This window comes from Tianxiuia mixotrophica, assembly GCF_050596425.1.
GTDB lineage: Bacteria > Bacillota > Clostridia > Peptostreptococcales > Acidaminobacteraceae.
In genome coordinates, this window is sequence record NZ_CP192292.1 from 529102 (window position 1) to 554878 (window position 25777).

A 25777-nucleotide genomic window follows, 5' to 3' on the forward strand; every position below is an offset into this window, starting at 1 on the left:
AAATAGGAAGGCTCATTCTTAACAAAGTGTAATGGAAAATAAGAAATAGATAGATGAACATTCAACTAATATATAGTAAAATTATTCGTATAGGGCATAAGTACTACTTGTTTTGGCGTGTTTGGTGTAGGTCGATTGGAGGTTAATTTATGAAGTTGAAAAATAAGTTGTTGTTACCGGTCATATTGGTGCTTGTGGCATCAATCACTGTGCTTGGGTTTGTTATATTTAATCAGATTGAAAACGAACTTGTTAGAAACCTGATAAAGGAGCAAATGGATAGTCAGTTGGATAATTTAACGGAAAATATTGTAACAAGACGAGAAGTGGAAGACACATTTTTTAAGACCCTAGATGATAAGAATCTGGACCTGACTGAAGCGGTGGCAGAAATGATTAAGTACGGTCCAGAAGCTCTTGAAACAGGAAACATGATTGATATTGCAAAGAGTATAGGCGTGGATGAAATCCATGTGGTCGATGGAGACGGTGTCCTTCAACAGGGCAATATTGAAGGCTTTTTTGGTTTTGATTTTAACACCACAGACCAAACCCTTCCTTTTGTTGATTTGATAGGCAAAACAGATGGAAGACTAGCTCAAGAGCCATCACTGCGCGGTACAGACAACGTTCTCTTTCAATATATAGGTGTTTCAAGAAAGGATGCACCTGGTGTTGTACAAATTGGTCTATCCCCGCAATATATTGAAGAACTCCAAGATGTTATAGGCATTCAAAGCATGATAGAAGGCCTCAAGGTCGGTAAAAGTGGATACGCCTATATTATTGACGGCGACGGCACAACCTTGTACCATAAGAACCCGGAAAATGTGGGAACAAACATCAGTGAAATACCTGTATTAGCACCACTGGCCCAGTCAGACCAAGGTTTTTTTGACTATATCTATGAAGGCAACAGAACTTACGCGTCCTTTAGAAAGTTAGGGGACTGGACACTTGTAGCCACCCTACCAGAAGCTGATTTTGCCAGCTCCATTCAAGATATTATGAGAAGCATTACCATTATTATGGTTGCTGTACTTATTATTGTTGGTATTATTATCACAGTGATTGCATCCCGTCTGTTCAAACCTATAACACAAATGGTTGACAACATGGAACATGCAGGCAATGGTGATTTAAGTGTAAGAATGAACTTAAATTCAAAAGATGAACTTGGCCTACTTGCCAAGAGTTTTAATAAAATGCTTGCTGATATTCAGGCGCTTATCAAGCAGACGCATGAACTTGCGGATGATATCACCCAGTCTACGATTGAAGTTCAGAGCATTATTGATAATGTCACTATGAGCAATGATGAAATATCAAGATCTGTTGAAGAGATTGCCCAGGGAGCCACATCTCAGGCACAGTCTTCAAGTGACTCTGTAAGGGCCATGAATAATTTATCAGATCATATAGACAGCGCATCGACAGGACTCAACCAGACGACAACACTGACAGAGGACGTCTTAAGTAGCAGTCAAAAATCTGAATCCTCACTTAAAACCCTTCGGGATAATTTTGAAAATAATGTTTCAGCCACCAAGGTGGTAACAAAGAGTGTTGATGAACTCGCTAAAAAGTCTTCAACGATCAGTGAGATCATAGTGACCATACAAAACATTTCTGATCAGACCAACCTACTTGCTCTTAATGCAGCTATTGAAGCGGCAAGAGCTGGTGAACAAGGTCGCGGTTTTGCAGTGGTTGCAGAAGAAATTCGAAAACTGGCGGAACAGTCTTCTAAGTCTTCAGATGAAATCAATGCCATCATCTCAGAAATTGTAGAACTTGTGAACAACACAAATGAAACCATTTCAGGCACCAATACAGCCATTGAAAAAGTTAACGATTCTGTCAATGAAACAGAAAATATATTCCATGAAATCAATGTATCAATTGAGGACGTTTCAAATCTTGTGACAGACCTAGGCAAACAGTTTAATGATGTAAACATCATTAAGACGGAGGTCTTGAGTGAAATTGAAAACATTTCAAGCGTTTCTGAACAAACAGCTGCAGGTTCTGAAGAGATCAGCGCATCAACGGTACAGCAAACAGACAACTTGCGTTCCATTAGTGATAAGATCAGCGATAATAAACGACAACTGGATCATCTTAATGAATCGTTGAGTGTTTTTAAATTGTAATGAACTTTAAAGTGTGATTCTCCGGCAGGCTTTATACAGCTTGCCGGAGTTTTTTCGTGCCAATAACTTGTGAGACAAGTATAAAATCCTGTCACAAAAGCATATGGCTTTGTGGTAAAATGCAATCAAACTTCTATGAAGTATGTATAACCAGAGTTTAAATGAGACAATTTATATGGAAAATTGATTTAGGAATAACATAGGAATAACTTCGTTTGAAAAGGTTAGGGCAAAGTTCAGGGGGCCTATATGGTATTTTTAGATTTACTGGTAGAAGCAGATGATAAAGAGAATATCCAGTCAGTGGAGTACTTTGGGGACGAAGAAGAGTGGTACCACGGCATAGACTGGTCTTTGTACAAGCATCAAAATATATTTGAAGTTTTTGGTATGAAAAAAAGCGAACATGAAAATCAGATTCTTGAGTTTCAAGGCCGTTTTTTTAAATATCAAGCTCTAAAAAGAAAAAAAGGGACCCACTACTACTTTAGTAAAGCCCTGGTCATGAAAGAGCTTTTTGAGCAAACCCTTGAAAAGGTCAATGAAGGTGTCCAAATATATGATAAAAATGGATACTTCGTTTATAGCAACACTGCCAGTCAAAAACTTGGTGACTACAAGGCCCAAGACTTTGTTGGTAAGCATCTCCTAGACATATACGAACTCACAGAGGAGATCAGTACAACCCTTTCCGTGCTCAGAACCAGTGAACCGGTCTTAAACAGGTGCGACATATTTAAGGGCAGGGATGGGACTGAGCTTATCACAATCAACTCAGGCTACCCCCTAGAAATTGATGGGAAGATTATGGGAGCGGTTAGCTTTGAGGGAGACATGACCCTTATGAACAGTATCAAGAATAAGTCCTTTAACTTAGAAGCCTTTGTTCGCAATGAACAGCCCCTTACAAGAAGAAGGGGATTCGAGTTTCATGACATTATTTATAGTTCAGATAAAATGGAAGACATAATAAGATTTGCAAAGAAAATATCACTAACAGATACAAATATCCTTATTAGTGGAGAAACAGGAACGGGCAAAGAACTTTTTGCCCAAAGCATTCACAATTACAGTCCAAGACGCGACGGTCCATTTGTTGATATAAATTGTGGGGCTGTGCCAACCAACCTAGTGGAAAGTGTGTTTTTTGGAACAGAAAAAGGGGCATTTACAGGCAGTGTGAAGAAAAAAAGGCCTCCTTGAATTGGCTGACGGTGGAACCTTGTTTTTAGATGAGGTCAATTCCATGAGTTTAGACATGCAGGCTAAACTTCTAAGAGCCCTTCAGGAAAACAAATTTCAAAGAATTGGTGGACATGATTATATAGAATGCAATGTTAGAATTATTGCGGCGTCCAATGAAGACTTGAGAGACCTGTCTGCAAGAAACCAGTTTCGAAAAGATCTTTACTACAGGCTGTCATCGCTTTGTCTCGATGTGCCCCCCCTACGAGATAGAAAAGACGATATTCAAATACTGATAAATCACTTTACTAGACGTATGGGGCAAAAATATGGAAAAAGAAAATTGGATTATAGCACAGGCTTAAAAAAAGCTCTTACACTTCATGACTGGCCGGGCAATATAAGAGAACTGGAGCATGTCATAGAATATGCTGTGAATCACATGAAAGATGGTGTTCAGAGCCTGACAGTTCATGACCTTCCTGACTATATGAAGGCAACTGGTGGTGTGGAGCTTAAGCAGGAAAAAACAGAAATATCCGTGCTTGTGAATGAAGGAGAAACCCTTGTTGAAAAGCTTTCAAGCCTAGAAGAGGCCATCATTGAAAAGGCCCTATTAGACCACATGGGCAATGTGACAAAAGCAGCCCAAAGTCTTGGTTTAAGTCGTCAGAGCCTGCAGTATAGAATTGGAAAGTTCACATAAGACTCTATTGAAGGTTTAAGAGCCGTCACAATAAAGTGAAAACAGTAAAAATCACTGAAAACCAAAAAGTAAGCCAATATAGAGAAAAACGCAAAATAATTTTGCACATAAAAAGAAAAATAGCAAAAATATTTTGCGCAAATTTCCTTTATATTGAAATGCTCTGTGTTTATGAATGGAAACCGCAAAATAATTTTGCGGTTTTTTCTAAATAGAAGAGGAAATATGATGTGGATGATCATGCATTATGCAAGCGGAAATTGGAAAAGGTCGTGATTTCAAGGTTTGGCGCCTTTTGTTTTCAGAAAATTGACGCAACTTTAAAAGTTGGCTTCAGATTTGCAATATATAGAGATGAACATATGCATATAGGGGAATTATACATTTTATTAAGGAGGAGTATATGTCTGTTGAATCTTCAGCGAGCAAATCGAACAGTCAGAGTGTAACCAAGAAGCAAAGCATCAGAAAAGGCGTTTTTATACCATCTTTTCTCGTGGTTGGCGGAGCGGCACTGCTGGGCATATTCAATAATGAAATGCTTTCAAGTGTTGCAATGAGCAATTTTACATTTTCTCTTAGAAGCTTTGGATGGCTTTATCAGTTGGTGTCTATAGTGGCCTTATTTTTTGCCATCTATATGACTTTTTCAAAACTTGGAAACATTCGGTTTGGTGGAAAGGATGCAAAACCAAACTATTCTTTTATGGCGTGGTTTGCCATGGCACTTACAGGTGGTATAGCAACAGGGGTTGTCACCTATGGTGCCAATGAGCCCGTTATTTATTTTGGAAACATTTACGGTGAACTCTCCCAACTGGGAATTGAGCCAGGCACAGCGCAAGCTGCGATTTTTGCCATTGGGCGGTGCTTTTACAACTGGAGTTTTATTCCTTACGCGATGTACTCCATATGTGGGATGATCATAGCCTATGTTTACTTCAACAAAAACCAGTCTCTTTCGGTGACAGCTTCCCTTGTGCCCCTCTTTGGGGAGAAGGTCACAAAGGGTATATGGGCCAATATTATTGACACCCTTTCCCTACTGGCCATTGCCCTGGGATTGGCGTCGTCCCTTGGAGCTGGACTGGCCCTAATTGGGTCTGGTTTTGAAACGGCTTATGGCATTCAGCAAGGCCCCCTTCTTTGGTTGGTGCTTGTTGGGGTCATAACAGCCACTTTCACGGTGTCATCCCTGGCGGGAATTGACAAGGGCATACGAAAACTTTCAGACATCAATGCAAAAGTTTTCTATGTTCTTCTTGGCCTTCTCATCGTGGTGGGACCAACTGTCTATATGCTTAAACTGTCAACAGCGGGTATGTCTATGTGGCTGCAAAATTTTTGGGGCTGGGGGCTAGATCCAAGTGATGTGGGCGGAGAAGCCCTGGTTATGTGGTGGACTCTTTATGACTGGGCAATATGGATTGCTTACGCCCCACTTATGGGAATTTTCCTTGCGGTTATATCTTATGGTAGAACCATTCGTGAGTTTATGGTTATCAACTGGATTATGCCATCGGTTTTTGGCCTCTTATGGTTTGGTGTTTGGGGATCAACAGCGATTTACTGGCAGCAAAACGGGGAACTCGACTTGGTTGGAACGATCACGAAGTCCGGTGCAGTATCAGGCCTGTGGGCTTTTTTACAGCATATGCCCCTTGGGATGGTGTTCATACCGATTGTCATGATCACCTTGATCCTGTCCTTTTCAACAGCGGCCGATTCTATGACAAGAACCATTGCCAGCCTATGTACCAAAGACATTGAGTACAATGAAGAACCGCCAAGATGGCAAAAACTCTTATGGGGTCTTTCTATTGGAGCCATTGCCTATTTTATGGTCGCTTTCGCAGGGGGCGCTCAAGGGGTTGATGGGGTCAAGTACCTGGCTGCTGCCGGTGGATCGACTGTATTATTTGTCTTTATCCTACAGGTTGCTTCTGGCATAAAAATGTTCCTGTTTGAAAAAATAGAAGATTAGTTTTGGAGGCGACTATGGTTAAGGATAATCACTTAGAGAATATAGACAGCATTGCCTCAAATACCCTGGTGCTCGGAGAAAAAATTTCAGTTACTGACCTGGTGAACGTGGCAAGGCATGGGTATAAAATACAGTTTTCACAGGCCTATAAAAACCGGGTCATCAAATCACGGAACTTGGTAGAAAAATGGATTGATGAGGGGCGGGTTATGTATGGTATAACCACCGGATTCGGGGCCCTTAGCACCTGTCTTATCTCAAAAGAGGAGACAGAGAGGCTTCAAAGAAATATTATATTGTCCCACGCAACATCAGTGGGACGTCCCCTTGAAGTGGAAGAGGTCAGGGCAATTATGCTGTGCATGCTCCAAAGTCTTGGACAGGGCTATAGTGGTGTCAGCCTAAATCTGCTTGAAGCCATTCGAACATTTCTAAATGCAGAGATAACGCCTTACGCGCCAGGCGATGGATCGGTGGGGTATTTGAGTGTAGAAGGACACATTGGTTTGTCTTTAATAGGTCTTGGAAAGGTCTATTACAAGGGGCAACTGGAAACGACACAGCACGTGCTTGAAGCGCTGGATCTTTCGCCGGTTGTTTTGGGGGCCAAGGAGGGATTGGCTCTCATCTCCGGAACCACGAGTCCAACTGGACTAGCAGGACTGGCTATTTATGATATGCTCCAGGCTGTTCAGTCGGCAGATGTTATTGGCGCCATGTGCCTTGAAGTCACTAAAGGCACACTTCGAGCCTTTGATGAAAGGCTTATGAGCGTTAAACCTTATAAGGAACAGGGGCAAGCAGCATCAAATGTGCGTCGTGTTCTAAAAGGATCTCAAATAGCTCAAAAGCACCTGGATTATAGATTGCAAGATGCCCTGTCCATGCGGGCATTGCCTCAACTTCACGGTGCTTCAAGAAGGGCCTTGAACAATGCCCTTGAAGTGGTGGAAGAGGAGTTAAACTTTACAGGAGACAATCCAATAATATGGCAGGATGAGGATGGTGGACAGGCTCTTTCTGGCTGTCACTGTGACGCTTCATATGTTGGCGTGCAAATGGATGCAAGCGCCATAGCGGCGACAATGGTTGCCAAAATATCTGAGCGTAGAAATTACAGGATGACAACGAGCACCCATTCAGAAATGCCCTGGTTTCTCATAAAAAATCCTGGAGTTAACTCAGGCCTTATGATTCCCCAGTATAGTCAAGCAGGCCTGGTCAATGAAATGAAGATGCTTAGCACACCTGCCGTGGTAGACAGTATACCAACATGTGGTGGGCAAGAAGATTATGTCTCCATGGGATACAACGCTTCGAGAAAAGCGATGAAAGTGGCTGAAAAGTTAGAATATGTCTTAGCCATTGAGCTCCTGTCAGCCTATCAGGCCCATCAGTTTATGGAGGGGCTAAATCCCAGCCCGGCTGTGAAAGCACTCATTGAAGAAATCGGGAAAACCGTTCCTATGATTGAAGAAGACACCTTTATTCAGCCCTATATAGAAGATCTAAAAAAGCTGATTCATTCAGGAAAATTGCTGGCTGTTATTGAAAAAATAACCGGAGAATTGGAGTGATACTATGAAGGTCGATTTGGCAAAAATATTCTTAACACCACCGAGAAGGCTCTTTGAAAGAGTGGTCTTATTTATAATGCTGGCCGTATGCTTTAGCATATTCTTTCGACCGCTTCAGTTCACAAGTGTTCCCCCAGTAGAAGCCGTACTGACTGCCTTTATGCCAGCGGTGTCTATATCTTGGGGCTGGATTGTCCTTATGCGCTTTGTCTTTCAAAAGACTGACTACGTGACAATAAAGTAAGGACCGACCATGTTTATCATATGCTGGCACAGCGTCAATCCACATTTCGTTCGTGTTGGCACCACAATCCCTTGCTTGAAAGAGCAGGGGATTTTTATATTTTGAAATGAAGGCAATCTGTCTTTTGATGATTAAAGTTTCTCAGGTTTAGAGTAGTAGTAACCTTGAATACACTGGCAGCCTGACGCCTCTACAATCTTGACTTGTTCAAGGGTTTCAACCCCCTCAGCGACTGACACACAGCCTGAGTTATGAATAAGTTCCACTATGGAAAAGAACATTTGTCGAGCGGTCTTATCCGTGACAATATCATCAATAAGAGACTTGTCAATTTTAACTTCATCAAGGCTGATTTTTTGCAGGTAATTTAAAGAGGAATATCCAGACCCAAAATCATCGAGAGATATTTTAAAGCCATTTTCTCTTAGAATATTGATTTTACGATTTACATCCTTAATATTATCTATGAAGACATCTTCTGTGATTTCTAATACGATGCAATCTCTGGGAATATCGTACTCTATGGACTTGTTTAAAATATGCTCCACAAATCTATCATTCATAAAATAAAGTGGGCTAATATTGATGGAAACAGTTACGCCTGGACGGAATTTATAAACGAGGGCTTTATAATCAGACATAACATAGTCTATCATTTTCTCAGTCAATTCGAGAATAAGCTTTGTTTTGTTGAAAATTGGAATGAATTCACCGGGACCAACAGGACCAAGAATGTCAGAGGTCCACCGCGCCAAGGCTTCTACGCCTATGACCTTGCCAGATGATGTGACAACTTTACTCTGGTATACAGGGTAAAATTCATCATTTTTAAGACCTGTCTCGGCATGTATTTTTAAGACAGACTCATGTTCAAAAACGTTATAAATGCTTTTGGAATATTTAAGGACTTCCAGATCCTTAGTCTTTGCATATTGCATGGCAATGGTGTTTTTCTTGTAAATATCCTCAAAGTTTGCGGTAGATGCATGAAACGCAACATAGGAAACTGTGAAATCAACATTCACTATGAACTGTTTTTCATAAAAAGCATTTCTCCAGAAATCTTTTGTGGTATTGATCCAATTTACTATGGTGTCTTCATGGTCTGTGGGGACCCAAATACCGAATTCATTGCCACCAAGTCGTGTCACTATGGAATCTGAAGTGGGGCGGTTATTCTTGAGTTTTTGTGCAACGCTTTTAATGATGTCATCACCAAAGGAGAGACCATACAAAGAATTAATCATTTTCAAGGATTTTATATCAAGGAGTATAAAGTGACCTATTGTATCAGAGCTCTTAATGTCATCATCAAAGTGCTGGGTCATATAGTTTAAATTCGGTAGACCTGATAAATCATCGTAGAAGGCAATTTTTCTTAACTCTTTCTTTCGATCTTTCAAGGATTTTATATGATGGCTTAGAGATTTGAGCATAGCGTTGTATCCCTGAACCAAGTCCATCAATTCATCGTTTTCCTTTGGTTCAGGAACCGGTGGCATGACGGAATCGCTCATGGATTTCATTGACTGCGTGACAGCATAAATTGGGTGAAGTAGTTTCTTTATGTAGACATTGCTATAAATAAGGGCGAGAAGAACAGTGAGCGAAAAAATACCGACCATAAACAGGGTAATGCGTGTTGCAGATTGATTGAAGTCTGAAGCGTATGTCGTTGCAACAACGGTCCATCCCCATTTGGGTTCATACTTGGAATAGGACATTTTACGTCCAATGTCCACTTGGTTTGGATAGTACCAGTTATAGTCGAAGAATCCACCTTTTTTACCGATTCTGATTTGTTCTTGAACAACATGAATCTTATCCTTGTCCGGGGTCACGACATCAAAGACATATTCTCCCTCAATATTGGGATGCATGACTTCATAGCCTTGATTGTCGTAGGCGAGAAAGTATCCATTTTCCCCTAGATTAATGGGGGTATTGAGTGTCCGGCTTCCATCTGCTTGAAGGGGGCCTATTAACGAGACCCTAATCTTTTCTTGTGCGGATTCACGAGAAAGAGCGCCAGCATCAACACTCGCCTGTATGGCTTCAATCTCCTCTATAGCCAGGTAGACAGCATTTTCAAGAATAATCTGTCCTTTTTTTTCAAGTTCATTTCTTGCCAAAAAGTAACTTGGAATGCCCAGACCAAAATTAGCAAGCATGAGCAAAATAATTATAAATTTCGTCAATTTTCTCTTTAGAAAAGTGCGCTTTGTATTCATAGTATTCCTATCTTTTCTGGACGCCGTATTAGACGCATGTCCAAAATTTTCATTGAATTGTTTTGTGACTAGCAATTTCAGTCCTATTGAAAGGTATATCATAGCTAAAGTTTGAGGTTTGCAATCATCTGCTCTTAGGGCAGGTATATAGAAGCGTCTCATGTATTTATTGTAACTATATACGTATTACCCATAAATATAACTATACAATAATGGATTAAGTTATTATTTCAGGCGCTTGCAAAATTATAATCTATACCCTTGCTATACCATGTATAGAAGTTTTGATTTTTAACTCTCTATATATGGTATAGCTAGGGTGTTTGAATGATATTTTGCAAGTCGCTCAGGTGAAAGTTTGAGTTTAATAAATCTGAAGGCATCTAAAGTACTAGAAAGTAAATCACTAAAATTCCAGGGCTTTATGGTGATAGACATTTAAAATAAAGTTTTAAAAAAAAATCATCTGAAATAAGCAAGAAAGGCAAGCTTCTCCTCAATTATAAATTCCACTCCGATATCAGCAGATAGGTCTTTGTAGAGAGGGTACTCTTGGTTACCAACAATCAGTGTATGCTTGGCCACAGGAGATATGCTGTAAACTAGGCTTTCCATGGGCTGGTCAATATCGAGGAAATTGATGTAGCCATCAGATGTGTCGACACGCTTACCAGCTGATTCGGGAACACCGGCGCCGAAGGCCTTAAACCTTGTCCTATCCAGTATAATCTCCAAATCATCATCAATGCGAAATGTCTCTTCCCAGGGTTCTAACTCTACGGAATGGATCCACCGCATGGTGAATTCGTTTGAGTCATCAAGGGGGATGTCCATAAGAGCCTTGTGGTCACGAATATCGTATAAAACAAGAAAACGATCGTGATCTAGCTGCGGTATAAGAATGGCGCAGGCTATGAGGGTGTATATTAGAGTTCTTCTTTTCATAAAGGGACCATCCACTTCTGTCTAGGTTGGAGTAAAGGCGGATTGAGTTTTTTTATTATACTACATTTAAGCCCTCCTTAAGAAAGACTTAAGGTCTGGTTCTTACAATAGATATATAGGAGGGTGAGAAATATGAATAAAATCAAAGCCTGTCTGCTCATTCATGGATTTGGGGGTGGCCCCTTTGAACTTGAATTGCTTGACGAAAAACTTGAAAAGCAAGAGGTAGAGAACTTAATAGTAAAAAGCCTGACCCTTCCAGGCCATATGAAGGGGAGAAAAGCTCTTGGTCAATCTTCGTATAAGGACTGGATACGTGCTGTGGAAAAAGCCTATGAAGACTTATGTCAACGCATAGAGCCAGAACATATATGTATTATTGGATTTTCTATGGGCGGTTTACTGGCAAGCCACTTGGCCACAAAATATGCGGTGGGGAAACTGGTCACCATTAATATGCCCATATACTACTGGGATTTTAAGAATGTATTTTCCAATATACTCAATGATATTAAAAAAAGAGAGTTAAGGGCGGTCAAACGCTATATAAAAAGTTGTTTTATGTACCCTATGGGTGCCCTAATACAGTTTAAATTGCTTCATATTAAGACAAGACGGTGTGTAAAAAAAGTCACATGTCCTATACTGGTTGTCCAGGCTAGGGATGATGATGCAGTCAACCATAAAAGTGCAGACTATATTATGAAAAAGGTTCAGTCAAAACATAAAGAAGTTATTTACTTTGATGAAGGTGGACACGGACTTTTAATGGGCGATAAGGCTGAAGGGGTTGCTGAGATTATAAGTAAAAGCATTCTATATTAGGGGCAAAAATACTTTGCAACTGATAGGAGCAAACTGGACAATAGGACTAAGAATGAACAGGCCAGCAAGAGCCTGTTTTTTTATGGAAAAATACACAAAAGGCAACAAATTATCTGGACTTATTCAATAAGTAGGCCAATTGTACTATAATGGAAGGGGTTGAAAAACTAAGGTGGTCGATTCTGTATAAAAGAATCTAGTGAATAAAGAGGTTAGACATGATCAAAATACGACTGAAAGAGCACCTTGTCCATTTGTGCAGTAAAGACGGTGACTGGCAAGAGAAAACATGGGACATAGACTGGTTAGAAAATAAGGGCAACATCTTTGAAGTGAAGTTTAAAAGGTCCAATCAGGCCTACAAATACACAAAAAACCGCGTGCAGTTTGAAAAAGGCCCAAAAGCCATAGACCTAAGCAAAACAAAACTTGTATGGAGGGGCCAAGTTCAAAATAATGCGGTCGAAGCCTATTCGTTTAAAGAGCATATTGTATATTACACCCACACAGGTTTTAGAAAGGTCTGTAAGGCACCAGAAGTAAAGCTTATTGAATCTTGTATAAAAGATAAAGACGTTGCCAGTGTTTTGGCCTATCAAAAAGACTTGGCCAGCTACCTTGAGTGCGAAGGCGGAGACAAGCCTTTTTTACAAGGTCAACTAGAAGGTATCGGGGTCTTGTCAAGAGAGTCTACCTTAGCCAGTTATTTAAAGGCAGATAATAATGCATATGAAGACCAAGAAGATCTTTTCATCTATCCCTTTGGTATAAATGAAAGTCAAAAGCAAGCGGCAGAAGCGTCTTTTCAAAATAAAATCAGTGTTATACAAGGTCCACCAGGGACCGGTAAAACACAGACCATACTCACAATCATTGCCAATGCCCTCTACAGGCATCAAAACGTTGCAGTTGTATCTGGCAACAACTCTGCAACGAGCAATGTCTATGAGAAGTTAGAGAAAAATGAATACGGATTTTTGGCAGCGTCCCTTGGCAATAAGGGCAATGTGGAAAGATTTTTAAAAGAAACCCAGTATAAGCAGGGGCATATAGAGAACTGGATAAAAGATGAAGAGGCCATAAGCGAATCGAAAGAAAGTGCTCTTGAGGAGCTAAAAGACTTAGATCAACAGTTAAAAAAACTCAATGAAAGACAAGTCCTCCTAGACTATAAAACCCAACTTGAAACAGAGCAGCGCCACTATCTTAAACGGAAAAATATCAAGGCTATAAATTTGAAAGACTACGTTCTTGTGGGGTCCTGGACAAGCAGGCAAATACTAACCCTTATATCAGAACTTGAAGCCTTAGAAATGCAAAAGAGCGACCTGAAAATCATGGATAGGGTTCGTCTTTTTATTAAATACAGGTTTAAAAAGTTTAGAATAAAAAAAGAAGAACTTATTGGCCTTGTACCGGCTATGCAAGTTTATTACTACGAAAAGGCCATAGAAGAAACGAAAGAAAAAATTGAGTCCATTCAAAAGAGTCTAAAGGCCAATCACTATGACGATTTAATGAAGTCATTTGTTAAGCGGTCCCATCTGCTTATGAAACACATGGTCTATGAAAGAAGAAAAGAAACGGAAAACATCTATTTTGACAAGAAAACCTATAAGACGGACTTTGACCGGTTCATTAAGAAATATCCTGTTGTATTAAGCACGACCCACTCCATAAGGATGTGTATTCCCGAAACATTCCTCTTTGATGTTTTAATTATTGATGAGGCCTCACAAGTGGATTTAATGACCGCATCCATAGCCATGTCATCTTGTAAGCGACTGGTTATTGTAGGCGATCCTATGCAACTTCCCCCAATTGTGACTGGCCCCATGAAAAAAGCAAATGATTTATTGGTTCAAAAATATAAAATTAATGAAGCCTATAACTACGAAAAACACAGCATTATAGATTCTCTAGCGATTTTATATAAGGACAATTTGAAGATTACACTGCTAAAAGAACATTACAGGTGCCATCCGCAAATTATTCGCTTCTGCAATCAAAAATACTATAAGGACGAGCTTGTCATAATGACTAAGGAAGCAAGTGGAGACAATCGATTAAGGCTCATAAAAACCGCTGAGGGCAATCACGAGAGAAGATCTCCAAATGGTGGCTGGATCAACCGAAGAGAACTTGAAGTGATTCGTGATGAACTCCTGCCAAATATAGAATACGGTGACGAAAATATTGGCATTGTCACCCCCTACCGGGAACAAGCCAATTTAGGCCATATTGTAGGTAGAAAGGAAATCTTAATAGAAACGGTACACAAGTTTCAAGGCCGAGAAAAAGACTCAATTATACTGAGCACAGTCAAAAAAACACTAGATGATTTTAACGATGATAAAAGACTTGTCAATGTGGCTGTATCAAGGGCTGTGAATGAGTTGAGCGTTGTAGTGGGAGCGGGTTTTGAAGCCAGACATGGTAGCCATATTGGGGACCTTGTTAAATACATAGAGTATGTGGCTGGGGATACCGGGGTCTATGAGAGCAAAAAGGTTTCAATATTTGACTGCTTATACAAGGAGTATTCTGAGCTTTTAATACCCCTTTTAAAAAAGCTAGAGAATGTTTCAGAGTACAAATCGGAAAATCTAATGTACACACTCATTAAAAATGTTCTTTCAGACCATGAAAAGTACCAGTCCCTAAGTGTTGTGCCCCATTTTCCACTCCACTTTTTAATTCATGACCAAGAAGGCCTGAGCCAAAGAGAGCATGAATTTGTTAACCACCCATTCACCCATACGGATTTTGTTATATTTAATAAACTCAATAAAGAACCTGTCCTTGTTATTGAAGTGGATGGCTATGCTTACCATGACAATGATGCAAAGCAACTTGAAAGAGACAAGATAAAGGACAAGGTTCTAAAAAGTGCTGGCTACAAGCTTATGCGCTTTTCTACGATTGGCAGTGGGGAAGAGGAACGTTTGATTGAGGGTCTTGATGGGGTGGTGTGTTGATGTTTGAGTTGGTGAAGAGAGTTTTAAGTGATTTTGAGGATTCAGTATATAAGTTGGGATTGCAAGTTATAAGCTGATAAATGAAAGTAATATAGAAAAATGAAAATACCGCTTGGATTGGTAATTTCGTTTTTTTATGGTTCAATGCTGTGTGATTAAGGATTAGGTATGTAGTTGGTTAGATTTTTGCTGAGTGGGTTTTGAAGGGGTAAGTGGTGAATTGTTTACACATTAAATGTAGTTGAAAATATTCGACTCCCTTTAAAATATTCAAATGTTTCCCGTAAAGCACAAAATAATATTATTGATGATTTGCTTGTTAAACTAGATATAGCTGGACATAGAGAGAAGTACCCCTACGAGCTATCCGGAGGGGAATGTCAACGTGTTGCTATAGCGCGGGCTTTGGATACTGATCCAGATCTAATTTTAGCCGATGAACCAACAGGGGCGCTTGACTCAGAAACTGAAAGTATGATTATTAATATAATGAAAAATTTAAATAGAAGTGGAAAAACAATTGTTATTGTGACCCATGATTTGAAAGTAGCAAAGTCATGCAACAGAATTATTACACTTTGTGATGGTGTTGTAATGAGTGAATGCAAGGAGAATACCAATCTATAGAGGAAAAGAAATCTTCAATATATGGTTGAAGATTTCTCTTTTATACAATATGAAATATATGATTTTTTAATATTCGTATGCTTCTTACCCCAACCCATCATAAAGCCGAAGAAAATTATTAAGTCGCTTAATACTGCCCTCAATGTCTTCTTTAAACTCGGCAAGTTGGTCGCGGCCTTGGTCGGTAATGCTGTAAATTTTCTTTCTAGGTCCGGCGTCGCTGTCGGCCCACTCAGATGTAATGCAGCCCTTTTTCTCCAGTTCCGACAACTTCCTATAAATAATGGCTGTGTCCAGCCTGTTGCCAGGAACAATTTCATTTAAGGTGTTGAGTATACCCAGGCCGTGGTTTGGTTCTAGTGCAACGGCCAGGAGTATAAACGCGGGTGCGTGTCGCCCTCTTTTTTTGAATGCATAAAACACCATCCTAAGTTATTTTCCAAAAAGTTGCTTAAGCTTCTACGTATGCCTACGCAACTTTTTCAGCTCTTTGTAATATTTCATCTTGGTTTTCAGACGTTAAAAGTTTTTCCATTATAAAGCCACCAACAACATAAACACTTAAGCTGGTTAAGACATGTATGCTGGTAAAAACACCGCCCAGGTTGACCCATTCAAACATAAATATTGGGAGCTTGACACTGGTCCAGGCTCCGAGAAAGAGAAATACATAGGCCAGGCGGGCCCCTTTTCGAATAAGAAGTGCAGCCACTGGAAAAGCCACCACAAGGGGACCAGCTCCAACAGAGCCTAGAAATATGGCTATGAGTCCGCCCTTAATGCCTGACTTCTTCCCCATATATTTTACCATGACTTCCTTGGGAACCCAAACATCAAGAAGACCAATCAATATGAAAATAGGTGGCAAGACCATGCCCACTGACTTAAAGTTACTGGTGGCGTTTTTTGTAGCGATGAGGCCTTTGTCAGGACTGAATATAAATAGGAGGGCTAATAGAAAAAAACCGATGACAATGAGTTTATTGCTTTTTACAAATGAAATCATAAGACACCTCCAACAACGATTATAAATAGAAGACTTGCCACAAGGGCAAAAACATTTCTAAGCACAGCGGCTTTTTTGCCAAAATACTCAATCTCCATGGGTAGGCTCACCAGACCAACCCCCATAAGGGCGGATAGAAAACCAGCCACTTGAGGATAACCCGCCCCGTTTTCAAGCAGGGTCTTTCCAAGAGGAAAGGCGATAAAGCTTGGAATGAATGAAACGGTTCCAATCCCCAGTCCGAGGAGGATGCCATTAAGACCGGACTCCCTACCAAAAATTTGACTGATTGTGTCAGCGCTGATCAAGCTAAAAACAACACCCATGAGGACCATCATGCCAATCAGCATAAATAAATTTTTCATAAATGAATTGTAGGCTTTTATTAGGGCCTTTTTTGTTTTTTGCCTGTCTTTGAAAAAGGAGGCCGTAAGCAGACTGCCTGCTATTAAATAAAATAAACCGTCCATATATTTCTCCTTATCTATATGTTAAATGCATATACCGTTTTCAATATAATATCTTGAAACGATCTATGTGTCAATAACATATAGCCTGGATAAATAAAACCCCAATTGATGAGTCTGCTTTGGACACGTATCAATTGGGGTTATTTACATTAGTAATTTGTAGCTGTTTGAAGCACTTCGCGATCCCCAGACTTGTGAGGGAGGAAGTTGGCCGCAAGGGCGAATAAGATTGCTGGTAAGAGCCATCCAAAGCCTGCTGTTGCAAATGGAAGTTTTGCTAGACTCATCTGGACAAAGTCAATTTGAATGTTCATAGAAGCTAGGGCATCGAAGATGCTGACACAGAGAGCTCCTGCAACGGCGCCCTTGTAGACATTTTTATTCTTAATAAAGCTATCAGCCAGGCCGAGTAGGATGAGGACAATAGCCACAGGATAAACAAGCACAAGGAGTGGCACAGCCAATTTAACAATTTGCTCAACCCCTATGACAGACATAACAGCACTAAAAACAACTGTCGAAATTACGATGGCCTTGTAGCTGAGGCGACCATTTGTAAGCTTTGTAAATAGTTTCCAACAATAGCTGTTAAGCCAATAGACGTCGTTAAACAGGCCGCAGAAACAACAATACACATGCTGACTTGTCCAAGGTTTCCAAGAACGCTATTTGTAATGCTAACAATTAGTTCAGCTTTTGGAATATCTGCTGGGAAGACACCGCTTGCAGTGGCCCCTAGGTATAGAAGACCGCCGTAAATGGAAAGAAGCCCTAGTCCTGCAATAAGACCTGCTTTGATGGTCATGCTAATTTGCTCTTTTTTATCCGTATAGCCTTTTTCAATAAGAGAGATTAAAACCATGCCCGCCATGACAATTGAGGCAAGAGCGTCCATTGTTTGGTAACCATCAGTGAATCCCTTTGAAAAAGGCAGGGAAACAGGTGTGCCAACAGGAGAGCCAATTGGCGAAATAATGCCTTTAGCAATGATTGTTACAGTAACAATCAAAAGAACTGGTGTCAGTATTTTGCCGATTTTATCTATAATGCCAGATGGCTTAATAACAAAGAATAAAGTGATTGAGAAATAAATAATAGAGACAATCATTGGATTGATGGCACCGAAAAGTGGTTCAATACCAATTTCATAAACAGTCGCACCTGTACGTGGAATAGCCAGTAGAGGACCGATGGCTAATATAACAATAGACCCCATAATGACAGAAAAAACAGGTCCTACCCGGTCACAGAGATCGCTGATTGTACCGCCGGCCTTAGAAACTGCAATAACCCCGAGTACTGGCAGTCCAATGCCTGTTAATATAAAGCCCACTAAGCTAATGAGCCACTTGTCTCCAGCCATCATACCGATTGCCGGTGGAAAAATCAGATTACCTGCCCCGAAGAACATGGCAAAAAGTGCTGCCCCGATTAAAACCGTGTCTTTCGTTTTTTTGTTCATAATTACCCCTCCCAATATATACATGCCGTTAAGACACTTTCAAGTTCCTTACTTGTACATATATAATTGCAAAGCTGATGCCAGTTTTCAGATTTTTAAAAATTAATAAACAACAAGCACTTGTTGCAAAGCTTTGAGAGGTAAAAAAATTAATTTAACCCTTTAAAACACTTTTGCCGGTCTCAAAAAAGAGGAAATGGATTTCCTCTGAATAGAAACCCATTTCCTCATGAATTTTGACATTCTCTCATGAATGTTTGTTTTGAAGTGTTTACTTTTTCTTCAGATCATATTCTTTGACCTTGTTGGTTAACTGACGACGGGTAATGCCCAGTATGTTGGCCGAAACTTCCATCTTGTAATCGTTTTCTTCGAGAACCTTCTTAATATGGTCTATCTCTGTCATCTGCCGGATTTCCTTTAAAGTTTGTGGCATAGGACCAGCTTTTTCAATACGTTCTGGCAGGTCATCAGGTGTGATGGTATCCCCTTCATGAAAGACGACAAGACGCTCAATGATATTTTTCAGTTCACGTATGTTTCCAGGAAAGCTGTAGGCTTTTAATGTATCAATAACTTGTGGTGCTACCTTTGGAACGTCCATCCCCAGGTCTTCCGATGGTTTTTTTACAAAATGAACAACCAAGTCTTCAATATCCTCGGGGCGCTCACGCAGGGGTGGAATCTCTAGGGTCACAGAGCTGATCCGGTAGAAGAAGTCCTCTCGGAACTGACCACTATCAATCAAATCTTGTAGATTTTTATTTGTGGCTGTGATCAGGCGAAAGTCCACGTTAATGCTCTCGTTTGATCCCATGCGCTCAATCATCTTAGAATCAAGAACACGGAGTAGTTTGACTTGAGTGGATAGGGGGGTGTCAGCAATTTCATCTAAAAAAAGTGTGCCCTCATGTGCCGCTTCAAATCGCCCAATTCGGTCTGACGTGGCGCCGGTGAAAGCGCCTTTACAATGTCCAAAGAGTTCAGACTCCAGGACGTTTTCCTGTAGGGCGTGGCAATTAACAGGGATAAAAGCTTTATCGTTTCGTCGGCTTTCGTGATGAATGTATTTTGCAAAAACTTCTTTGCCAACACCAGATTCCCCAAGGAGGAGAATATTGACATGACTACGAGCCGCTTTTTTCGCCATTTCAAGACACTTGGTATAGGCCTTGTTTTTGGATGTGGGAATCAGAGGGCGGTCTCCTGTATTTTCTCCATGAGCAGACCGTCGGCGCTTTGATTCGTAAAGACCTAAAATTTCAGTCACCAGCTCGTCGGGGTCGTTTCCTTTAACAAAGTATGAGTCGGCCCCTTTTTTCATAGCTTCAACGGCATTGTCTATGGTGGCATAGGCTGTCATGAGTATAACAAAGGTCTCCGGTGTTGAAGCCTTAACGTGTTCAAGGAGCTCCATGCCATTCATTCCATCCATCATAAGGTCTGTCAGAACAAGATCATAGGGCTTTAGCCTGAGTTTAAAAAGGGCTTCATCGCCACTTGACACGGTTTGGATGTTAAAGCCTTCAAGGCTGAGAATTTTTTTGAGGACCTTTGTGTATTCCACTTCATCATCGACGATGAGAATATCATAATCTTCAGCTTTCATGTCTTACCTCCTGGTTGTGTCCTTGTGTTGTGGAATGACCAGAGTGAAGGTTGTGCCTTCGTTCAAGTTGCTATCCACCCGTATGCTTCCATTCATTTTCTGAATTTGATTGTATACAATATAGAGTCCAAGACCTGTGCCTGACCCCGGTTCCTTGGTTGTAAAAAAGGGATTGAAAATACTTTCAAGGGCATCAGAGTCTATGCCACAGCCTGTGTCTGAAACCAGTATAACCATGTCTGATGCACTGTCCATAACATCAATCTCTATTTTGCCGCCTGATGGCATGGCATCAATGGCGTTGTTGATAAGATTAATGAGGACGTGTTTAAGGGATTCAGAATTTATATTTCTGGTCATTGCTTGATCACAGGCCAGTCTAAAATCTATGTGACTGGTCTCCATAGACTTACGGCTCAGGTCATAAAGATTGGTGATCAGCTGATAAATGTTGGTTTCCTGGACCTTATTGTCAGTCAGCCTAGAAAAGTTAAGAAGATTGTCAATAATACGGTTGGCCCGTTCAACAGACATTTCTATAACTGTCATGGACTCGTCTTTGTCTTCTTGAGACTTGCTCCGCTTCATAAAATAGCAGTTGTTACGGATGATTCCAAGCGGTGTTCGGATTTCATGGGCAATCCCAGCAACCAACTGACCAATAGCCGCCATTTTCGTTGATTGAACCAGGCTTTGCTCGCCTAGCTTGAGGTCGGTTATGTCTTCCATAACCACAAGGATGCGGGCGCGGGTCTGGGGGAGCTGATCAAGAATATAGGTCTGGATTTTATAAATTCGCTTTTCGTGTTTTATTTCTCGCATAACAGAGCGGTTTGTGTTAAAGGTTTCTCGAATTAAGCAAGATGAACAATCGGATCCAATGATACCATTGACGTCTTTGCAGTGGGTGCCTTTAACATCTTTGCTGGATACGTTGTATTTCTCACAAAAGCTTCTATTGGCATCCTTGAGGTAGCAGTCTTCATCAATAACCACGAGAAGGTGGGTCAGTCCATTGAAGACCGTTTCCAGTTCGTTTTTTGACATGCGCAGGGCATTGGTCTGACGTTTGACTTCTTTTTTGAGTTGTAGGTTCCAAGCGGACAGGGCAGCAGCAAAAACCCCAATGAGAAGCAGGATGTATTTGGCAATGAGCATGGTTTTACTTGATGCACTGCTTTTTGTTATAAGTGGCGAGATTCCAAACCATTTTTGATAGATCATCTCCATGGTTCTTTTCTTTTTCAGACCAGCAATGGCCTTGTTAAGAATCTTAATAAGTCTCGGATTGTCTTTATGCACAGCGAGAACAGCCTCACGCTCATAGAGGTAATCGCTTAAAATGATGTACTCATTGTTGAGTTGGGACTTGGTAATAAAATAGTTCATGACCGACTCGTCCCCAAGGACGGCATCGACCTGGTTGTCAGCAAAAAGTTCAATGGCATTTTGAAGGTCTGCTGTTTCAATACTTGTGACATTTTCAAATTCGTTTTCAAGATATTCAAATACAAAATCGCCTCTATTGCCAGCGATGGTTTTTCCTTCAAGGTCATCAACAGACTGGATGCGGGTGTCATTTTTTCTTACGAGTATAGCACCACGCTGATAGTATATGGGGTCGGAAAAAAGAAATTTTTTGGCCCGTTCCTCTGACTTATACATATCGCAAATATCCGTTTGACCCGATTCAAGTTGGGCCAGGGCATCATTCCAAACCAGAGGTTTGAATTCTATAGGCACCCCGAGTTCAATGGATAGAGACCGTAAATAGTCAATAACAAGACCTTCGTATTGCTGGGAGCCTTCGTTGACATAGCGCAGGGGTGGGGATTTATGGTCTGCACCGTAAATAAGGGTGTCTCTTTTTTAAAGGTAGGCCATGTCTTCATCTGAAAGACCGGCACTTGGAGACAGATAGTCTATAAGGGTCATGTCGTATTCAAGCTGGATAAGACTGTTTGCAAAGAGCAAAACAAGTACAATAGACATGCCAATGAGTACACGTTTTATCATGGAATCACCTTTCGAATAATCACCAGTTTCTAAAAAGGTGTGATTATAACAATACCGTTCAGGCGCATTTTTATTCTGTAAAGTGGACAATGTCATTTTACAAGGGCCTGACTAAAAAGGACAAATGGAAATTGCCCGTCATGTATAAATATATACCAAGGTGAAGGATATGCATAGGGGGATTGAGGGGGAAGTGGGGTGGATTAATATGAAAAAATGGTGGGAAACTACTTATAACAGTAGAGAAAAACAAGAAGCGTAGCTTTAAGACAAGATAATCTTCAAGCCAAGCTCTTGATTATAAAAAGAAGTTTAATTGGTTTGATTTTAAGCCCACTTTTTAGTCTTCAGTAAATAGATTATAACTATAACAGCTGAAATTAGCCCTGTAATGATAATGCTGGATAGACCCTTGCTGGGCGTTTCGTTGACGATATAATAATTTCCATTATGGAATTTGAAAACATATTTAGCTTGACCAGCTTGAGCGGTGTCGTATGTCTCACGTCCATCGTTTTCATAATGAAAGTTTATTTTGTACTTATTAAAGAATACATGTTTCGTAAACAAGGCGTAGCCGAACGGCTTTTTCTCATTTTTTGTTTCATAAATAAGTAGGACCTTGTTGCCTTCTTTCCAGATGTCAGTCACTCTAGCTTCAAGAGTATCAATTGTAATGGTAGAGTTTATTACAGAATCTAAGTCGAAGGCATAAGCATACTTGAAAATATTATATATGGAGAGTGAAAAAATAATCATGAGTATAAGTAGTGCAACTTTATATTTTGTTTTCACGACAATTATCTCCTTCCTGATAGGAAAAAGTTGGTCCTAATAGGAATGTTAACTAGGACCAACCTATAGATTGATTAAAATTACCAGTCTACGCCTGGATATTGATGAGAGTAAAATTCATTAAACAACCAAACGGCAACCCTAAGGATAGGTATACTCAATCGTCGACTCTTTTAGCTTCATAAAATGTTTAATTTTATAGGAAATTTTCTTTATATCAAAAAACCAGGCCGAGAACATTTCCCAAATCATGACCCATCCCCCTATGGAAAAGCCCTCTGTTAGGACACGGGTCAGTAGTGTATGTGGCAGGTAAGAGTCAAGGAGTGCTCCAATGACAAGCAGGACACTGCCTACCATAAAAAATGCAATCGTGTCACGAATCATACGCATTCTGTGGTTTTTAAGTTTGCGCATTTCATATTCAAAATAGTTATACATTCCAGATATGCTCTTCTTTTCTCTTGAATCATTCTTTTCCTGATTGAGTATATGAAAATTGATGACAAGGGGCATTTTTGCCGGAATTTCATAGGAACATTCCAGTAGATATTCTGTAAGGTCATCATCTAAATCGCGGTTATTAAACGGTGAGAAATCCCATTCGCTGTAGGCATCTCGGTAATCTTCAAGTTGTACATCAATAATAAAGGTCTTTTTCTCGTGGTTATACTTGTATAAACGCTTGAGATCCTTCATTTTCATCACTAAATTCCACCCTTATACATAGAATAGCCAAACCACACCTTGTTGCCTTGACGAGTGATTTTAACTTAGGCTTATTCTAGCTTATTTTTCCTAGATTGTCCTTATTTTTTTCTTGTCATTTTTCATATATATTGATTGTTTTTTTATAGAAGTAGAGCAGATCGAATTAAAATCAGAAAAAAATAGAGAGTGAATCAAGATAAGAATAGGGCGTCGATATAAGCACATATCTGGTAATTAATATCAAGTGAAGTTAAAAGTGATTCAGAATCTTGCGACAATATATCGGAACGCCCCTAAAATATGATAAAAAACATGGCATTGATATTGCAATATATTAAAGCAGTTTAATCAGTTATTTGCTAAGGGTCACATAAACATAAGCACTGAAAAGGGGGAGAATACAATTAATTTTTTACTAGGGCTTATTACAGGCATTCTTGTTACGTGGGGCATAGGAAGCCTTGTTTTAGGCAAACAAGATAAGACATCTAAACAAGAATATGCTGGAATAAAAGACACGTCAGACTTAAACTGGATACTCGACATACAAAACAAACTTGAATTAAAACTGGGTCAGGTCAAATGGCTGTCTAAGGAAAATGATGATATTTTTAAAGACATGTCTAGTAAGCTTAAAGAGGTTCTCAAAAATGGGGAGGACAATGTGGCCAGTACTGAGCAGACCAATGCAGCTGTTGATGAAATGGCAGAACTCAGTGACCAGTTAAACACATATGCTGAAAAGTTGAATTCGGAGTCTGAAATGTGGCAGGAACACTTTGAAAGCAATCGTGAATCCGTGGCTTCAATCTCTGAATTTATGATGCAGGCTCAAGATAATAATAAGACAGCCAATAAAAGAAATCAGGACCTTGGTGAGTCTAGCATGGAAATACGAAATATACTGGAATATATCCGTGACATTTCAAGTCAAACCAATCTATTAGCCTTGAATGCATCCATTGAAGCAGCAAGAGCTGGGGATGCTGGTCGTGGATTTGCCGTGGTTGCAGGGGAAATAAAAAAGCTTTCTGATCAGACGGATAAGGCCATAGGGGACATTGAAAGTATTATTGCCCAGTTTAACAAAAAGCTAAATGAGTTAACAGATTGTCTCCATGAAGCTTCAGTACAGTTCGAGCAAGTGGATGAACAAGTGGACCAAGCCAATGATTCATTTATGAAAATGCAGAACGCTTCAGAAAGCATTCAAGGTATAATTGGTCATTTGGCAATCCAGTCCAAAACACAAAAGAGGATTTCCTCAGAAATAAGTATGGCTGTTGAGGCCATATCAGATTCGATTATAAAAACCCATGAGAATACGACGGCTACAATGAAGTCCACACAAATGATGCAGGTGAAAAATAAGGAGATCAACAAGAGTAATTTGGCCCTGTATGACATCAGTTCTTCTTTGCATAAGCAGGCTCAATCTATAAAGGACGGGAATGATATTTATGTAGGCATTAATCCATTCACGTCGCCTGACCGGATTAGTGAACTTTATACGCCCATCTTGAAAGAGGTGTTTGCCTCTGTAGATAAACGTGTTCGCATTATTATTCCAGAATCATACGAGGCTATTTATGACTTGCTAAACACAGGTAAAATTGACTGCGCTTGGCTTTCGCCACTGGCCTATGTCTCAGCAAAGGAAAAGTGTAGTATTGAACCGCTTGTATCGCCACAAGTCAATGGTACAGCTAAGTACAAGGGGCTTATAATAAGCAAGGCCTTTAGTGGTTTACATGCATTAAGAGGATCAAAATTTGCCTTTGTGGATGAGAAGAGTGCCTCGGGGTATTTATACGCCAAAGCCCTGCTCGAAGAAAAAAATATTTATGACACCATCTCTGAAATGAAATTTCTTGGTAGCCATGACAAGGTTATTGAAGCTGTAAATAGCGGAGAGGTTGATGCGGGGGCCACCTATGATGAAGCTTTTGATAGCTATAGTGAAAAATCTAATATTCAAATCATTCATCAGACAGATGACATTCCAAAAGATGTGATCGCCCTCAATAAGAAATCAAATCTTGTCCACCTGGATGAAATGAAGGCGGCCTTGGTGAACTATAATGGCGTCAACCCTGCCAATATAACGGGTTTTGAAGAAACAAGTGATGAAGGCTATGATGTTGTCCGTGTTCTAAGTTCTAAAAGCTCATAATGAGTTGCGGGTTAAGAAGAATTTTGGGTGTAGACATATAGGAAAATGACATAAAAACACGCTTAGTCAAAATTACTAAG

General features: G+C 40.1%; 20 protein-coding genes and 2 pseudogenes. 11 read left to right on the forward strand and 11 right to left on the reverse strand.

Features of this window, described 5'->3' with window-relative positions; all coding sequences use genetic code 11:
- Positions 1-149: 149 nt before the first annotated feature.
- The 7 genes and pseudogenes from ACQ4KW_RS02475 to ACQ4KW_RS02505 all read left to right on the forward strand — a co-directional run bounded on the left by ACQ4KW_RS02475 (position 150) and on the right by ACQ4KW_RS02505 (position 7849).
- Positions 150-2153, forward strand: a complete 2004-nt coding sequence (locus ACQ4KW_RS02475; protein WP_430884957.1) for a methyl-accepting chemotaxis protein — start codon at positions 150-152, stop codon at positions 2151-2153.
- Between the two features lie 504 nt (positions 2154-2657).
- A pseudogene (locus ACQ4KW_RS02480) lies at positions 2658-3543 on the forward strand (sigma 54-interacting transcriptional regulator); the annotation flags it as partial.
- Positions 3544-3828: 285 nt separating this feature from the next.
- A complete protein-coding gene (locus tag ACQ4KW_RS02485; RefSeq protein WP_430886529.1) occupies positions 3829-4044 on the forward strand; it encodes a helix-turn-helix domain-containing protein in 216 nt (71 codons plus the stop codon).
- A 35-nt stretch (positions 4045-4079) separates the two neighbouring features.
- Positions 4080-4259, forward strand: a complete 180-nt coding sequence (locus ACQ4KW_RS02490) for a hypothetical protein (RefSeq protein WP_430884958.1) — start codon at positions 4080-4082, stop codon at positions 4257-4259.
- 188 nt (positions 4260-4447) lie between these two features.
- Complete coding sequence (locus ACQ4KW_RS02495) at positions 4448-6028, forward strand: BCCT family transporter (RefSeq protein WP_430884959.1); 1581 nt, start codon at positions 4448-4450, stop codon at positions 6026-6028.
- Between the two features lie 14 nt (positions 6029-6042).
- A complete protein-coding gene (locus tag ACQ4KW_RS02500) occupies positions 6043-7605 on the forward strand; it encodes an HAL/PAL/TAL family ammonia-lyase (protein WP_430884960.1) in 1563 nt (520 codons plus the stop codon).
- 4 nt (positions 7606-7609) lie between these two features.
- On the forward strand, positions 7610-7849 hold the full coding sequence (locus tag ACQ4KW_RS02505; RefSeq protein WP_430884961.1) for a hypothetical protein: 240 nt from the start codon (positions 7610-7612) through the stop codon (positions 7847-7849).
- Between the two features lie 131 nt (positions 7850-7980).
- Here the strand turns inward: ACQ4KW_RS02505 and ACQ4KW_RS02510 are convergent, their stop codons facing one another.
- Both ACQ4KW_RS02510 and ACQ4KW_RS02515 read right to left on the reverse strand, forming a co-directional pair.
- Entirely contained in the window at positions 7981-10020 is a 2040-nt protein-coding gene (locus ACQ4KW_RS02510) for an EAL domain-containing protein (RefSeq protein WP_430884962.1), read from the reverse strand.
- 522 nt (positions 10021-10542) lie between these two features.
- On the reverse strand, positions 10543-11025 hold the full coding sequence (locus tag ACQ4KW_RS02515; RefSeq protein WP_430884963.1) for a DUF1850 domain-containing protein: 483 nt from the start codon (positions 11023-11025) through the stop codon (positions 10543-10545).
- Positions 11026-11157: 132 nt separating this feature from the next.
- Between ACQ4KW_RS02515 and ACQ4KW_RS02520 the strand changes: the two genes are divergently transcribed.
- The 3 genes from ACQ4KW_RS02520 to ACQ4KW_RS02530 all read left to right on the forward strand — a co-directional run bounded on the left by ACQ4KW_RS02520 (position 11158) and on the right by ACQ4KW_RS02530 (position 15455).
- On the forward strand, positions 11158-11850 hold the full coding sequence (locus tag ACQ4KW_RS02520; RefSeq protein ID WP_430884964.1) for an alpha/beta hydrolase: 693 nt from the start codon (positions 11158-11160) through the stop codon (positions 11848-11850).
- 218 nt (positions 11851-12068) lie between these two features.
- On the forward strand, positions 12069-14828 hold the full coding sequence (locus tag ACQ4KW_RS02525; RefSeq protein ID WP_430884965.1) for an AAA domain-containing protein: 2760 nt from the start codon (positions 12069-12071) through the stop codon (positions 14826-14828).
- A gap of 249 nt (positions 14829-15077) precedes the next feature.
- Positions 15078-15455: an ABC transporter ATP-binding protein gene (locus tag ACQ4KW_RS02530; protein ID WP_430886530.1), complete on the forward strand. Its 378-nt coding sequence runs from the start codon at positions 15078-15080 to the stop codon at positions 15453-15455.
- A gap of 84 nt (positions 15456-15539) precedes the next feature.
- Here the strand turns inward: ACQ4KW_RS02530 and ACQ4KW_RS02535 are convergent, their stop codons facing one another.
- The 9 genes and pseudogenes from ACQ4KW_RS02535 to ACQ4KW_RS02575 form a co-directional block, all read right to left on the reverse strand.
- Positions 15540-15881 carry a PadR family transcriptional regulator gene (locus tag ACQ4KW_RS02535; protein ID WP_430884966.1) on the reverse strand — a complete coding sequence of 114 codons (342 nt, stop codon included), beginning with the start codon at positions 15879-15881 and terminating at the stop codon, positions 15540-15542.
- Between the two features lie 43 nt (positions 15882-15924).
- Entirely contained in the window at positions 15925-16461 is a 537-nt protein-coding gene (locus ACQ4KW_RS02540) for a permease (protein WP_430884967.1), read from the reverse strand.
- Entirely contained in the window at positions 16458-16931 is a 474-nt protein-coding gene (locus ACQ4KW_RS02545) for a permease (protein WP_430884968.1), read from the reverse strand. The genes ACQ4KW_RS02540 and ACQ4KW_RS02545 overlap by 4 nt, the downstream gene beginning before the upstream one ends.
- 149 nt (positions 16932-17080) lie before the next feature.
- Positions 17081-18417 (reverse strand): annotated as a pseudogene (gene brnQ / locus ACQ4KW_RS02550) (branched-chain amino acid transport system II carrier protein).
- Positions 18418-18664: 247 nt separating this feature from the next.
- Positions 18665-20002: a sigma-54-dependent transcriptional regulator gene (locus ACQ4KW_RS02555; protein ID WP_430884969.1), complete on the reverse strand. Its 1338-nt coding sequence runs from the start codon at positions 20000-20002 to the stop codon at positions 18665-18667.
- Between the two features lie 3 nt (positions 20003-20005).
- Positions 20006-21856, reverse strand: coding sequence for a transporter substrate-binding domain-containing protein (locus ACQ4KW_RS02560; protein ID WP_430886531.1), 1851 nt, complete (start codon positions 21854-21856; stop codon positions 20006-20008).
- Between the two features lie 15 nt (positions 21857-21871).
- Positions 21872-22018 (reverse strand): hypothetical protein, encoded by a 147-nt coding sequence (locus tag ACQ4KW_RS02565; RefSeq protein WP_430884970.1) that lies wholly within the window; start codon positions 22016-22018, stop codon positions 21872-21874.
- A 327-nt stretch (positions 22019-22345) separates the two neighbouring features.
- Entirely contained in the window at positions 22346-22813 is a 468-nt protein-coding gene (locus ACQ4KW_RS02570; RefSeq protein WP_430884971.1) for a hypothetical protein, read from the reverse strand.
- A gap of 141 nt (positions 22814-22954) precedes the next feature.
- Positions 22955-23521, reverse strand: a complete 567-nt coding sequence (locus ACQ4KW_RS02575; protein ID WP_430884972.1) for a hypothetical protein — start codon at positions 23519-23521, stop codon at positions 22955-22957.
- 622 nt (positions 23522-24143) lie between these two features.
- Between ACQ4KW_RS02575 and ACQ4KW_RS02580 the strand changes: the two genes are divergently transcribed.
- Positions 24144-25697: a PhnD/SsuA/transferrin family substrate-binding protein gene (locus ACQ4KW_RS02580; RefSeq protein WP_430884973.1), complete on the forward strand. Its 1554-nt coding sequence runs from the start codon at positions 24144-24146 to the stop codon at positions 25695-25697.
- The last annotated feature ends 80 nt before the right edge of the window (positions 25698-25777 follow it).

Bases quoted from the DNA above. Each gene is read 5' to 3' on its own strand.
- ACQ4KW_RS02510 (WP_430884962.1), bottom strand. From the start codon at position 10,020: ATGCTTGCTAATTTTGGTCTGGGCATTCCAAGTTACTTTTTGGCAAGA.
- ACQ4KW_RS02485 (WP_430886529.1), top strand. From the start codon at position 3,829: ATGAAGGCAACTGGTGGTGTGGAGCTTAAGCAGGAAAAAACAGAAATA.
- ACQ4KW_RS02505 (WP_430884961.1), top strand. From the start codon at position 7,610: ATGAAGGTCGATTTGGCAAAAATATTCTTAACACCACCGAGAAGGCTC.
- ACQ4KW_RS02495 (WP_430884959.1), top strand. From the start codon at position 4,448: ATGTCTGTTGAATCTTCAGCGAGCAAATCGAACAGTCAGAGTGTAACC.
- ACQ4KW_RS02565 (WP_430884970.1), bottom strand. From the start codon at position 22,018: ATGATAAAACGTGTACTCATTGGCATGTCTATTGTACTTGTTTTGCTC.
- ACQ4KW_RS02540 (WP_430884967.1), bottom strand. From the start codon at position 16,461: ATGATTTCATTTGTAAAAAGCAATAAACTCATTGTCATCGGTTTTTTT.
- ACQ4KW_RS02515 (WP_430884963.1), bottom strand. From the start codon at position 11,025: ATGAAAAGAAGAACTCTAATATACACCCTCATAGCCTGCGCCATTCTT.
- ACQ4KW_RS02555 (WP_430884969.1), bottom strand. From the start codon at position 20,002: ATGAAAGCTGAAGATTATGATATTCTCATCGTCGATGATGAAGTGGAA.
- ACQ4KW_RS02475 (WP_430884957.1), top strand. From the start codon at position 150: ATGAAGTTGAAAAATAAGTTGTTGTTACCGGTCATATTGGTGCTTGTG.
- ACQ4KW_RS02520 (WP_430884964.1), top strand. From the start codon at position 11,158: ATGAATAAAATCAAAGCCTGTCTGCTCATTCATGGATTTGGGGGTGGC.
- ACQ4KW_RS02500 (WP_430884960.1), top strand. From the start codon at position 6,043: ATGGTTAAGGATAATCACTTAGAGAATATAGACAGCATTGCCTCAAAT.
- ACQ4KW_RS02535 (WP_430884966.1), bottom strand. From the start codon at position 15,881: ATGGTGTTTTATGCATTCAAAAAAAGAGGGCGACACGCACCCGCGTTT.
- ACQ4KW_RS02525 (WP_430884965.1), top strand. From the start codon at position 12,069: ATGATCAAAATACGACTGAAAGAGCACCTTGTCCATTTGTGCAGTAAA.
- ACQ4KW_RS02580 (WP_430884973.1), top strand. From the start codon at position 24,144: ATGTCTAGTAAGCTTAAAGAGGTTCTCAAAAATGGGGAGGACAATGTG.
- ACQ4KW_RS02545 (WP_430884968.1), bottom strand. From the start codon at position 16,931: ATGGACGGTTTATTTTATTTAATAGCAGGCAGTCTGCTTACGGCCTCC.